The sequence below is a fragment of the Kribbella sp. NPDC050124 genome (assembly GCF_044460355.1).
Classification (GTDB): Bacteria; Actinomycetota; Actinomycetes; order Propionibacteriales; family Kribbellaceae; genus Kribbella.
In genome coordinates, this window is sequence record NZ_JBITJU010000033.1 from 1 (window position 1) to 12,031 (window position 12,031).

General features: G+C 70.2%; 11 protein-coding genes. 1 reads left to right on the forward strand and 10 read right to left on the reverse strand.

Annotation, left to right across the window (positions count from 1 at the left end; genetic code table 11):
- Nucleotides 1-321 precede the first annotated feature (321 nt).
- From ACIBL3_RS42310 to ACIBL3_RS42330, 5 genes are read right to left on the reverse strand one after another with little or no spacing between them, the layout of a single operon-like run.
- Complete coding sequence (locus ACIBL3_RS42310; RefSeq protein ID WP_396359653.1) at nt 322-1,584, reverse strand: hypothetical protein; 1,263 nt, start codon at nt 1,582-1,584, stop codon at nt 322-324.
- A 9-nt stretch (nt 1,585-1,593) separates the two neighbouring features.
- Entirely contained in the window at nt 1,594-2,364 is a 771-nt protein-coding gene (locus tag ACIBL3_RS42315) for a WecB/TagA/CpsF family glycosyltransferase (RefSeq protein WP_396359654.1), read from the reverse strand.
- Nucleotide 2,365: 1 nt separating this feature from the next.
- Entirely contained in the window at nt 2,366-3,349 is a 984-nt protein-coding gene (gene gmd, locus ACIBL3_RS42320; protein ID WP_396359655.1) for a GDP-mannose 4,6-dehydratase, read from the reverse strand.
- The gene (locus ACIBL3_RS42325) at nt 3,346-4,278 is read right to left on the reverse strand and encodes a GDP-L-fucose synthase family protein (protein ID WP_396359656.1); all 933 of its coding nucleotides are present in this window, start codon (nt 4,276-4,278) and stop codon (nt 3,346-3,348) included. Before ACIBL3_RS42325 ends, gmd begins: the two co-directional genes overlap by 4 nt.
- Nucleotides 4,278-5,768: a sugar transferase gene (locus tag ACIBL3_RS42330; protein WP_396359657.1), complete on the reverse strand. Its 1,491-nt coding sequence runs from the start codon at nt 5,766-5,768 to the stop codon at nt 4,278-4,280. Before ACIBL3_RS42330 ends, ACIBL3_RS42325 begins: the two co-directional genes overlap by 1 nt.
- 248 nt (nt 5,769-6,016) lie before the next feature.
- Here ACIBL3_RS42330 and ACIBL3_RS42335 point away from each other — a divergent pair, with 248 nt between their 5' ends.
- Entirely contained in the window at nt 6,017-6,700 is a 684-nt protein-coding gene (locus tag ACIBL3_RS42335) for a phosphatase PAP2 family protein (protein WP_396359658.1), read from the forward strand.
- Here the strand turns inward: ACIBL3_RS42335 and ACIBL3_RS42340 are convergent.
- The 5 genes from ACIBL3_RS42340 to ACIBL3_RS42360 are packed head-to-tail and all read right to left on the reverse strand — an operon-like array spanning nt 6,672 to nt 12,019.
- Nucleotides 6,672-7,988 (reverse strand): glutamate-1-semialdehyde 2,1-aminomutase, encoded by a 1,317-nt coding sequence (locus ACIBL3_RS42340; protein WP_396359659.1) that lies wholly within the window; start codon nt 7,986-7,988, stop codon nt 6,672-6,674. The genes ACIBL3_RS42335 and ACIBL3_RS42340 overlap by 29 nt on opposite strands.
- Nucleotides 7,985-8,533, reverse strand: coding sequence for a dTDP-4-dehydrorhamnose 3,5-epimerase family protein (locus ACIBL3_RS42345; RefSeq protein WP_396359660.1), 549 nt, complete (start codon nt 8,531-8,533; stop codon nt 7,985-7,987). Before ACIBL3_RS42345 ends, ACIBL3_RS42340 begins: the two co-directional genes overlap by 4 nt.
- A gap of 8 nt (nt 8,534-8,541) precedes the next feature.
- Nucleotides 8,542-9,795 carry a polysaccharide pyruvyl transferase family protein gene (locus ACIBL3_RS42350; protein WP_396359661.1) on the reverse strand — a complete coding sequence of 418 codons (1,254 nt, stop codon included), beginning with the start codon at nt 9,793-9,795 and terminating at the stop codon, nt 8,542-8,544.
- 2 nt (nt 9,796-9,797) lie between these two features.
- On the reverse strand, nt 9,798-10,745 hold the full coding sequence (locus tag ACIBL3_RS42355) for a glycosyltransferase family 2 protein (RefSeq protein WP_396359662.1): 948 nt from the start codon (nt 10,743-10,745) through the stop codon (nt 9,798-9,800).
- Complete coding sequence (locus tag ACIBL3_RS42360; protein WP_396359663.1) at nt 10,742-12,019, reverse strand: oligosaccharide flippase family protein; 1,278 nt, start codon at nt 12,017-12,019, stop codon at nt 10,742-10,744. The genes ACIBL3_RS42355 and ACIBL3_RS42360 overlap by 4 nt, the downstream gene beginning before the upstream one ends.
- Nucleotides 12,020-12,031: the final 12 nt, after the last annotated feature.

Sequence of the window (12,031 nt, forward strand, 5' to 3'; positions counted from 1 at the left end):
CCCCGCCCCGGGGGGGGGGGGGGGGCCCCCCCCCGCCCCCCCCCCCGCCCCCCCCCCCCCCCCCCCCCCCCCCCCCCCCCCCCCCCCCCCCCCCCCCCACGACTAGCAAACTCCCGCAGCCCGGAGCCGCGCCCCCCACACCGGCCCCATCACCTCCGCCCGTGAGAGATGGATCAGCTGGCTGACAGTACGCCGGTGGCTCCGCCGACCGCCCCCGGCCGCTCCCCGCTACGCGGCGCGCCGGAGGCGCCAACAGACAGGCGCCGCCGAAGGCGTGTCGTTTCGCGTCCCACGGAGCTCAGCCGCCGGAGGTGGTGTTGTTCAGGTGCGGCGGTGGGCTGCTATGGCTTGGTGGGCTTCGTTCCACCAGAGGAGGAGGGTGCAGAAGGAGGCTGCGGCCAGGCCCCAGGCGGCTCCGCGGGCGCCCCAGAGGTAGGCGCCGCCTACGCCGCAGAGGATGAGGATGACTGAGGAGATCAGGCGGACGCGGAGGCCTCGGGTGGCTGCGGTGAGGGCTCGCATGATGGCGAAGGCGCCGGCGTTCGAGGCGCCGAAGGCCTGCAGCAGGATGACGGGGACCAGGACGTTGTGTGCCTGGTTCCAAACGCCGGGACCCAGCAGCTCACGACCGACGACCGGCGGCAGCAGGAGGAACACGGCGCCCCACGCCAGCGCCCCAGCCCCGACACCGAAAGAGATCGCCAGGCCGACCAGCCAGAGTCGGCGGTACGAGTGCCGGAGCGCCCGCGCGGCTTCGGGGACGGAGATCATTCGGATGCCCTGGTTGAGCACGTTCACCGGGCCGAGCAGGACCTGTGCGCCACGGATGCCCGCGGTCGCGGCCAGCCCCGCCGCGGCAGTGATGCCGAGCATGTAGACCTGGATCGTGCCGGACACCGCGAGCATCTCCCCCATGTACTTCGGCGTGAGGTCCCAGTGCGCCTTCACCCACTCCCGGATCAACTGCCGCCGAGGTGACACGCCCGCCTGGAACCGGCCCGCTACCGCCGCGATCACCGCGCCGAGGCCCCACCCGAGCGTGAGCGAGAACGCGGTCGCCGTACCGGTCAGGTAGAGACCGCCGAAGATCGCGAGCATCGCCAGCAACCAGATCAAGTCGTTCACGAAGGCCCGGCGGCCCTCACCGACCACGAAGAACGCCCACCGCCACGCGTCCTGCAGCAGCAACCCAGGCATCGTCACCGCGAACGCGATCAGCACACCCTTCGACGGCACTCCCGGGAACGCCGCGATCGCCAGGCCGACGAGCAGTCCGGCGAACCCCATCAGCAGCGCGGTCGCCGTACTGGCCCGAACCGCCCGCTCCCAGGCCGGGTTCCGTTCACCGGAGTAGCGGACGGCCAACGGCTCGGTGGCGATGGCCCGGGAGACGTTCAGGGCGATCGTGTACCCGCCGAAGGCGAGGGCGTAGACACCGAAGTCGGCGACCGTGCTGGAGCGCGCGACCACAACGCCGACCGCGAGGTTGCTCAGGCTGGACAGGGCCTGGTCGGCCAACCCCCAACTCGCCCGGCCGGCCGGTCCGGCCAGTCGCCGGAGCTTCGGCCGCCGGGGGAACTTCACGACAGCACTCTATGAGACTGGCGTCGGTGGCTTGCGCAGGACGCCGTACAGGAAGCGTGGGATGCCGAGGACGTACCGCTTCCAGAGGCGGCGGGGCTCCTTGTAGAGCCGGTAGCTCCACTCGAGGCCGGCTCGCTGCATCCACAGCGGCGCCCGGTCCAGCCGGCCGGTGTGGAAGTCGAACGCGGCGCCGACCCCGATCAGGATCGCGGCGTTCAGCCGGTCCCGGTGCTCGGCCATCCAGCGCTCCTGCTTCGGCGCGCCGAGCCCGACCCAGACGATGTCCGGCCGGACGTCGTTCAGCCGCGCCACCATCTCGGCGTCCTCGGCCTCGGTGAGCGGCCGGTACGGCGGGCACTCGACGCCGACCACCTTCAGCGCCGGGTACCGCTCCTGGAACGTGTACCGCAGTTCCTCGGCGACCCCCTCGGCGCCGCCGTAGAAGTACTGCGTCCAGCCACGCTCGGCCGCCGCCGCCATCACCCGCTCGAGCAGGTCCGGCCCGGCGACCCGCGCCATCTGCTCGAACCCGGCCCGCTTGCCCGCCCACACCAGCGGCATCCCGTCCGGCACGGTCAGGCCGGAGGTGTTGAACACCTCGGTGAGGTGCTCGTCGGCGCGCGCATGCAGCAACGAGTTCATGTCGGTCACGCAGACCAGGTGTCGCTCGTCACGGTCGATCCAGCGGCCGAACGTCTCGACCGTGTCGTCCGGGTTCGTGACGCTGACGTGGATGCCGAGTACGTCGACGCGGGCTGCGGTTTCGGTGGCCGTCTGCATGTCAGTCCTCTTCGGTCAGTGCGGCCAGGTCCGCGTCGACCATGATCCGGACCAGCTCGGGGACGTGCACCTGGGCTTTCCACCCGAGCTCGGTGTTGGCTTTGGACGCGTCGCCGATCAGCGAGTCCACCTCGGTCGGACGCTCGTACCGCGCGTCGTAGTCGACGTAGTCCTCCCAGTCCATCCCGGCGTGGGAGAAGGCGAGCGTGACGAAGTCCTTGACCGAGTACGACGTCCCGGTCGCGATCACGTAGTCCGCCGGGGTGTCGTGCTGCAGCATCCGCCACATCGCTTCGACGTACTCCGGCGCGTACCCCCAGTCCCGGCAGGCGTCCAGGTTGCCCAGGTACAGCCGCTGGTCCAGGCCGAGCTTGATCCGGGCCACCGCGCGGGTGATCTTCCGGGTCACGAACGTCTCGCCGCGCCGCGGGCTCTCGTGGTTGAACAGGATCCCGTTGACCGCGAACATGTCGTACGCCTCGCGGTAGTTCCGGGTCATCCAGTAGCCGTAGAGCTTCGCCGCGCCGTACGGTGACCGCGGGTAGAACGGGGTCTCCTCGTTCTGCGGCGGCGGCGTCGCGCCGAACATCTCCGACGACGACGCCTGGTAGAACCGGCAGTCCAGCCCGATCATCCGGATCGCCTCGAGCAGCCGCGTGGTCCCCATCCCGGTGGTGTCACCGGTGTACTCCGGCTCGTCGAACGACACCCGGACATGGCTCTGCGCGGCCAGGTGGTACACCTCGGCCGGCTGGATCGAGGCCAGCAGCGTCACCAGCCGCGACCCGTCGGTCAGGTCGCCGTAGTGCAGGAACAGCCGCTTGTCCTCGGCCTGCGGGCCCTCGTACAGGTGGTCGATCCGGCGGGTGTTGAACGTCGACGCACGCCGGATCAGGCCGTGCACCTCGTACCCCTTGGCCAGCAGCAGCTCGGCCAGGTACGACCCGTCCTGGCCGGTGATCCCGGTGACGAACGCCTTCTTCACGATTGCTGCTCCGCGACGAACCACGCGTACGTGGCGGCGACGCCGTCCTCGAGGGACACGGACGGCTTCCAGCCCAGCGCGTTCAGCCGGCTCACGTCGAGCAGTTTGCGCGGGGTCCCGTCCGGCTTGGACAGATCGTTGCTGATGGCACCTGTGTAGCCGACCACCGTCGCGACCAGCTCGGCCAGCTCACGAATCGTCACGTCCGCGCCGACCCCGACGTTGATCGGCTCCGGCTCGTCGTAGTGCTCGAGCAGGTGCAGACACGCGTCGGCCAGGTCGTCCACGTGCAGGAACTCGCGCCGCGGCGTACCGCTCCCCCACAGCACGACCTCGGGTGCATCAGCCTCCCGCGCCTCATGGAACCGCCGGATCAACGCCGGCAGCACGTGCGACGTCGCCGGGTCGAAGTTGTCATGAGGACCGTAGAGATTCGTCGGCATCGCCGAGATCCAGCGCAGCCCGTACTGCCGCCGGACCGCCTGCACCTGCATGATGCCGGCGATCTTCGCGATCGCGTACGCGTCGTTGGTCGGCTCGAGCGCACCGGTCAGCAGGCTCGACTCGCGGATCGGCTGCTCCGCGAACTTCGGGTAGATGCACGACGAGCCGAGGAACAGCAGCCGCGGCGTGCGCACCTCGAGCGCCGCGTCCATCAGGTTGACCTGGATCCGCAGGTTGTCGCTGAGGAACTCGGTCGGGTGGTCCCGGTTGGCCAGGATGCCGCCGACCCGGGCCGCGGCGTCGATCACCACGGCAGGCCGGTGCTCGCGCAGGAACGCGAACGTCGCCGCCCGGTCCCGCAGATCCAGGTCGGACGACGAGGCGCCGATCAGGTGCTGGTACCCGGCGCCCTCCAGCCGGCGCCAGATCGCCGAGCCGACCAGGCCACGGTGGCCGGCCACGTAGACAGGGGCATGAAGGTCCATCAGTACGCTCCTGCGCCGTAAATGACCGCGCGCACGGTCTTCCAGAGAATCAGCAGGTCGAGAGTCATCGACCAGTTGTCGACGTACCGCAGATCGAGCCGGACCGACTCGTCCCAGGACAGGTCGCTGCGGCCGCTGACCTGCCAGAGGCCGGTGATGCCGGGCTTGACCAGCATCCGGCGGGAGTCGTCGGCGGCATACAGGGCGACCTCCTCCGACAGCGGCGGCCGCGGGCCGACCAGGGACATGTCGCCGCGCAGCACGTTGAACAGCTGCGGCAACTCGTCGAGCGAGAACCGCCGGATCCACCGGCCGAGCGGGGTCATCCGCGGGTCGTCGCGCATCTTGAAGTGCACGCCGTTGCCGTCGCTGAGCGCGTACAGGTCACCGAGTCGGTGCTCGGCGTCGGAGTACATACTGCGGAACTTCATCATCGTGAACTCGACCCCCGCGCGGCCGACCCGCTGCTGCCGGAAGAGCACGGGACCGGGGCTCGACAGCCGTACGGCGATCGCCAGGCCGAGCAGCACCGGCGACAGCAAGGTGATGAGACCGAGCGCGATCACCCGGTCGAAGACGGCCTTCATCAGGTGCGGTCCGCCACTGACCGACGGCCGCTCCAGGTGCAGCAGCGACAGGCCGGCGACCGGGCGGACCGAGATCCGCGGGCCGGCCACCTCGATGATGCCCGGGGACACGATCAGCTCGATGCCACGCTGCTCCAACGCCCAGGACAGCCGGCGCAGCGACTGCCCGGCCAGCTCGGGATCGGTCGCGATCGCGACCACGTCCACCGCGTGCCGGTCGGCCGCGGCCAGGATGTCCGGTTCGTCCAGCTCCTCCGGCTGCATCGGCCCGGTCGAGTGGCCGTCGCCGCGCGGCCGGCAGGTGGCGACCACCCGGAACCCGTCGGTCGGACGGCTCTCGAGGTGCTCACACAAGGTCGCGGCCGGACCGCTACGCCCGACCACGAGAACCCGATGCATGCAGCGGCCTCGGACCCGGTGCCGGTGCAGGTCCTTCCGCAGTGCGTACCGCAGCACCAGCGCCGTTCCCACCATCACCGGAATCGCCAGTACGACGAAGCCGCGAGCGATCTCGGTCTTGGTCACGTACGACGCCATCGCGACAGCCGCCGTCAGCCCGACACCGGACCGCAGCAGCGACCGGAACTCGTCCGGACCGGCGCCGAAGTAGCGGGGGTCGTACCCCTTCGACAGGGCGACCGCACCCACCCAGGCGAGCGGCAGAATGCTGCTCACGATCAGGTAACCGCTGCCGACGTGGTACCCGAACCGGGTCAGCAGGGCGACCGAGACACCGACCATGGCGGCCAGCAGATCGCCACCGACCGCGGCCCAGCGGTAGACCCCGACCCAGCGGGGCTCGGTCGAACGGGACGGCAGCGGAACGATCGCGGGAACCTCGTGCGGCACCACCCAGAGCGGACGGCGGCCATCGACCGCGTCCGGCGCCTCTGCTCCGCTCACTCCGGCCTCTCGTCTCACGCTGCGACCGCTGAATCACGGTATGTGCTCGCCGCAGTCTGCAGTCTGCCCTACCCACTGTCAAACGGAGATCGCCGCCGAAGGTGACGGCACAACTGCGTTGCCTGAAATCCCCAGAATTCACCCGCCGGTCAGCGACGGGACATCGCAGCGTACTACGCGTGAGGGCCGCCGACGACGATGACGCCGGAATGCTTGGCTAGAATTTGCGCGGGGGTGAAGTGGGGGAAATGGCAGTGGACGACATCGATCGGACACGCGTGTCCGTGCGCCGGCCGGCACTGGCTCCGGCGGCGCGCCGACCGGTCGCGGCCTTGGCGCTGCTCGGGCTGGTAGCGCTGGTCGTGCCCGCGCTGGTCTTCGCCGGCGACACCGGTCCCAGCCGCTTGGACCTCCGCGTGGAGAAGGCCGTCGTCGAGAACGCACCGGGTGGCTCGTACGACGTGATCCGCGGCATCGACTGGCTCGGCGAACCGGTCGGCCGCGCGCTGCTGCTGGTCGCCGTCACCTTGGCCTGCTGGCTGGCCGGACGACGTGCGCTGGCGGCCGCCGCCGTGGTCAGCATGATCCTGGTCACCGGGCTCGCGACCGCGATCAAACCGTTCGTGGACAGGCGGATCCACGCCGGCTTCCTGTCCTACCCCAGCGGGCACACCGCGGCGCTCACCGCCGCGGCGCTGATCGTCGGCATCCTCCTGGCCGACGTGCTCGGTCTCGGCCCGATCGCGGGTACGGCGGTCATGCTCGGCGTCACCGTGGCCGGAGCCGCCGTCACCTCGTGGGCGCAGATCATCCTCGACGCCCACTACCCCACCGACACGGTCGGTGGGCTCGGCCTGGCCCTGGTCGTGGTCCCGGTGACCGCGCTGCTGACCGACGCCGTGCTCAGGCGAACCGGCGGAAGACGGGCTTGACCGAACGTCCGCCCATCCACGGTGTCGGATCGTCGCCGTCCAGTGCCTTGCGGTAAACGACACAAGCCTGGCCGACCACGTCGACAGTGTGCGCGATGTCCGCGTCGGTCAACGCCGCGCTGACCACGAACGACGGCCCGATCACCCCGCCGAGGATCAGCTCGCGCAGGAACAGCGTGCGGAACTCCTGCGACGGCTGCCCGTCCAGGTCGAGCGTCGCGAAGACCATGTTGCTGGGCCGCCCCCGGACGACGACGTGGTCCTCGACCCCGGCCGCCGCGGCGACCTCCCGGACTCCGGCGGCCAGCTTGTCGCCCAATTCGTGCAGGCGGGCCGCGATGCCTTCCTCTTGGTAGATGTCCATCACGGCGATCGCAGCCGCGAGCGCGTGCGTCTCGGCGCCGTGCGTGGTGGACAGCAGGAACACTCGCTCGTGGTCGTCGCGCAGACCGCCGCGCTCCATGAACTCCCGCTTGCCGGCCAGGGCAGACACCGCGAACCCGTTGCCCAGCGCCTTGCCGAAGGTGGAGAGGTCGGGCGTCACGCCGTACACGCCCTGGGCGCCGGCTTCGGAGAAGCGGAAGCCGGTGATCATCTCGTCGAAGATCAGCAGCGCGCCGTAGCGGTGGGCGAGGTCGCGGAGTGCTTCGAGGTAGCCCGCCGGCGGGTCGTGCTGGGTGGCCGCTTCCAGGATCAGGCAGGCGATCTGGCCCTCGTGACGGATCAGCAGTTCCTCGGTCGCGGCCAGGTCGCCGTACGGGAAGGCCACCGTCAGGCCGCCGATCTCGTCCGGGATGCCGGCCGCCATCGGGGTCCGGGTGATGAACCAGTCGTCGATCGAGAAGAAGGCGTGGTCGGAGCAGATCGCGACCAGCGGCTTCCCGGTGACCGAGCGGGCCAGCTTCACCGCGGCGGTGGTGGCGTCCGAGCCGTTCTTGGCGAACTTCACCATGTCCGCGGTCGGCACCGAGGCCAGGAACCGTTCGGCCGCCTCGAGCTCGACGATGCTCGGCCGGACGAAGTTGCTACCGCGGCCGAGCTCCCGCCGGACCGCCTCCAGCACCTTCGGGTGGGCGTGGCCCAGGCTGACCGCGCGCAGCCCGGAGCCGTACTCGACGTACTCGTTGCCATCGATGTCCCAGACGTGTGCGCCGAGTCCGTGCGAGATGACCGGCGCCATGTTCTGCGGGTACTGGTCGTCGCCCTTGGCGTAGGTGTGCGCGCCGCCGGGGACGAGCTCGTGCAACCGGGCGTTGGCCCGGACCGACTTGCCGAACGACTTGGTCATGACAGTCTCCTGGTTGCTTCGGCCAGCGAAGGCGCGGCCTTGTCCCGCTCGGACATCAACGTGACCGGCAACGGCCACTCGATCGCCAGACCGGGATCGTCGAAGGCGATCGAGACGTCCTCGCTCGGGTCGTGCGCGCGGTCGATCCGGTACGAGACGTCGGCCGGGTCGGTGAGCGCCTGGAATCCGTGCGCACACCCGGCCGGGACGTAGACGGTGACCTGGTTGTCCCCGGTCAGCTCGAAGTACTCGACGTTGCGGTACGTCGGCGAGTCCGGCCGCAGGTCGACGACGACGTCCAGGACGGCGCCGTACGAGCAGCGGACCAGCTTCGCCTCGCCGGCGCCCGCGCGGACGTGCATGCCGCGGACGACACCCTGCACCGACCGGGAGATGCTGTCCTGCACGAACGCGTCCGGGTCGAGGCCGGCCGCGGCGACCACGTCGCGGTCGTACGTCCGCGAGAAGAAGCCACGCTCGTCGCGGTGCGGGGTCGGCAGGAACATCAGCCCGCCGGCGATCCTCGGTACCTGGATGACGTCCATCGATCCTCCTAGTGCCTGCTCACCCGGACCGACGAGCCGGTGTCGAACAGGGTCTTGGACAACACGGCGAACTGCTGCTCGAGCAGGACGGCGTACTCGGTGTTCTTCTCGCGCATCGCGGGCTCGAGCCGGCCCGCCCGCGCCTCCAGGGCGCGGAACTGCTCGATCAGTCGCGACACGCTGAGGTTGCGGATGGACTGGCGGAACTCGGCCAGCCTCATGTCCTCCATCAGGATGTCGTTCTTGGTCGCGTAGCTGATCGAGATGGTCGGCTTCGACAACCGCAGCGCGGACTGCACGTTGTGGTACCGCGAGGCCACGACCAGGTCGGTCCCGGCCAGCTGGCTCATCAGCTCGCCGAGCGAGTCGGCCGGTTCCCGGACCAGCCGGGACTCGGCCAGCTCCGGCCGGGTCTTGCGCAGGTCGTCGTACACGGCGGCCACCACGACCTCGTCGACCGGGTCGCCGGTGACGATCCGGATCCGATAGCCGTCGTCGACCAGCCAGCGGGCGAACTCGACGATCTTGGCCTCGTACTCGGCGTAGATCTCGTCGGACCGGCCCCGGTCGGCGCTGGTGCCGTGGTACTCCATCAGCCCGAGCCCGACGGTCTTGCGCGGCCGCAGCGACGGCTCGAGCGGAATCGGTTCGGGCAGCGCGAAGGCGAGGTCCGGGTAGACCTCGTCCTGGCTGACGTCGAGCCCCATCGCCCGCATCGAGTCGCGCGACAGGTTGTCCCGGTACGAGCGGTACGTCGCCAGTCGTGCCGCGGTGGTGTAGAGCCACCGGATCGACCGCTCCCGGGCCACGTTCGCGCCGACGCTGACGAGGGCGACCTTGGCGCCGCCCATGCGGGCCGAGACGCACATCAGGAACAGCGCGTACGGCCAGCCCCAGGGGTTGAGCTCCAGGGTCGTCTCCAGCACACCCATGCCGGGCACGATCACCACGTCGTACCGGCGGAGCAGCCGCGGCATCCGGACCAGGTCGGCCACCTTGCCGAACAGCTTGCGGACGGCCGTCGTGATCCGGGACCGGCCCGGACCGTGGGCGGCGTACCAGGTCATCGCCGTCGCCGGAATGCCGTACTGCCGTTCGAGCTCCTCAGGGCCGGAGCACACACAGCTGATCTCGGCATCCGGGTGACTGGTCCGGAGGAACCGCAGCATCGCGTCGAGCGACCCGTGGTTGCCCAGGTTGCCCGATCCCAGCAGGCCGAAGATGGCGATCCGTAGCGGCCTGCTCGTCCCCGCAGTAGTCATTCCTAGGAAGCCCTCCGCTGACCGGCGACCGCGGAGCTCTCCGGGATCGCGGTTGGGGCGCTGGGCGATGCGCTGTCCTCGATCCGGCGCGACGACGAGCCGGGCATGGCCCGGTCGGTGAGCCAGTGCGCCAGGTGGCCGTAGCACTTGCGCCGGTCCGACGACGACAGCGGCGCCCGGCGGATCCCGCCGACAAAGCCGCCGACGTACTCGGCCAGCAGCCGGGCGGTCGGATGCTTGAGCCGGCTGGCCCGGCGGGGCTCCATGTTCGCCGACCGGGACCGGATGGTCGGCTTGGCCCGCTCGGCCCGGTCCGGGTGGTCCCGGCGGAAGAACAGCAGCTCGGGTACCTGGTGGAACCGGCCGTACAGGCACAGCTCGGCCATGATCGTGCGGTCGGAGTGGTGGTAGCTGCCGTTCAGCGGCGTCCGGCGCAGGATGTCCGAGCGCATCACGCCGTAGAAGTCGTCACCGCCGACCCCGAACAGCAGGCTCTTGAACCGCTCCGGCGCCCGCGGGTCGTCGGTGGCCAGCGGGTAGTCGACCTTCAGCACGATGTCGCCGTTCCCGTCGATGATCGCCTGGTGCGCGTGCGCCAGCACGAGCGCCGGGTCGTCGTCGAGCGCCTGGATGCAGCGCACCAGCAGGTCGCGGCCGTAGAGGTCGTCGTACGACGCCCACTTGAACAGCTCGCCGTGGGAGTGCTCGAAGGTCCAGTTGTGGTTCGGTGTCGCGCCGATGTTCACCGGCTGCTTGAAGTAGCTGATCCGCGAGTCCTTGGCCAGGTACTCGCGGCAGATCTCCTCCGTGCCGTCGGTGGAGGCGTTGTCCGAGATGACCAGCTCGAAGTCGCCGTAGCTCTGTCCCAGCAGGGCGTCCAGGGACTCGGCCAGGTACTTCTCCCCGTTGTAGACCGGCAAGCCGATACTCAGCCTTGGTACCGCGTTCATGTGCTCCTCATTTCTGGCATCTGTTCCCGGTCCGCCGCCCCAGCCGGTTCCGGTTCCGTCTCATGCCGCCGCTCGCGGATCCCCACCCCGAGACTCCACCACCAGACGATCGCCCCGACGAACGTCGCGCCCGCCGCGCCCCAGGCAGACCCCAGGGCGCCGGCCACAATCCCGCCGCCGACCCCGCCCACCAGGTACGCGGTCGAGGCGTACAGCTGGGCCTTCAGGCTCCGCCGAGCCACCCCGAGCGCGCGCAGGCCGGCCGACGCGCCGGTGTAGAAGCTGGCGAACATCACCGACAAAGTTGCCGGTACCAACAATGGCTCCGTGCTGTCCCAGACCTCGCCGAGCACGGCGTGCCCCCAGGCGTGCGGCAGGAAGAGCACCAGAACCGAGCCCCACATCAGCGCGGCGACCGCCTGGGAGCCGCCGAGCAGCAGGCAGAACTTCTCCAGCGCACGCAGCGATCGGCGCAACATCCGGGCCGCCTCCGGGACCGCCACCAGACCGATACCGGACAGCACGATGAAGAACGGTCCGAGCATCATCTCGGCGCCGCGAACGGTGCCGACCGCGGCCACTCCGGCGAACGCGCCGAGGCCGTACATCTTGAGCTGGTAGGCGCTGCTGATGGTCACGTTCTCCGCCAGGTACCGCAGGCTGAGGTCGCGGTGGTTCCGCAGCCAGTGCAGAGCCTGGAACAGCCGGGGTACGACGCCGGCCTGCACCCCGCTGACCAGCGCCGCGAAGATGCCCGCCGCACCCCAGGCCAGGACGAACTTGGTCACGCTCGGACCGTCGTGCTTGGCCAGGTAGAGCAGTGGCACCAGCGCGAACGCCCAAGTGATGTCGCTGAGGAACGCCTTGCCGCCTTGACCGGAAGCGAAGAACGCGAACCGCCAGCTGTCCTGCAGCATCAGGCCGGGCAGCACGATGCCCAGCGCGATGAACGCGGCGCCCGGCCGGCCGCCGATCAGCACGCCGACCGCGGCGCAGATCGCGCCGGTCACCAGACCGACCGCGATCGCCATCCCGGACGAGCTCGCCACGGCCTTCTTCCAGTCCGCGTGCGGCACCCCGCTGAACCGCACCGCCAGCGGATCGGTGGCGAGACCGCGGGAGATGTTGACCACCAGCCCGTAGGTCACCCAGGCAAGGCTGAAGGCGCCGAACTCCGCGGCGCCCAGCGACCGCGCGACGACGATGCCGACCACGAAGCTGACCAGGCTGGTGACAGCCTGGTCAGCAAGTCCCCAGGTAACGCGGCGCAGCACCCCTCGCATGGG

Excerpts from the sequence above, each read along its gene's own strand:
- ACIBL3_RS42315 (WP_396359654.1), bottom strand. The coding sequence starts at position 2,364 with ATGCAGACGGCCACCGAAACCGCAGCCCGCGTCGACGTACTCGGCATC.
- ACIBL3_RS42325 (WP_396359656.1), bottom strand. The coding sequence starts at position 4,278 with ATGGACCTTCATGCCCCTGTCTACGTGGCCGGCCACCGTGGCCTGGTC.
- ACIBL3_RS42335 (WP_396359658.1), top strand. The coding sequence starts at position 6,017 with ATGGCAGTGGACGACATCGATCGGACACGCGTGTCCGTGCGCCGGCCG.
- ACIBL3_RS42340 (WP_396359659.1), bottom strand. The coding sequence starts at position 7,988 with ATGACCAAGTCGTTCGGCAAGTCGGTCCGGGCCAACGCCCGGTTGCAC.
- ACIBL3_RS42345 (WP_396359660.1), bottom strand. The coding sequence starts at position 8,533 with ATGGACGTCATCCAGGTACCGAGGATCGCCGGCGGGCTGATGTTCCTG.
- ACIBL3_RS42350 (WP_396359661.1), bottom strand. The coding sequence starts at position 9,795 with ATGACTACTGCGGGGACGAGCAGGCCGCTACGGATCGCCATCTTCGGC.
- ACIBL3_RS42355 (WP_396359662.1), bottom strand. The coding sequence starts at position 10,745 with ATGAACGCGGTACCAAGGCTGAGTATCGGCTTGCCGGTCTACAACGGG.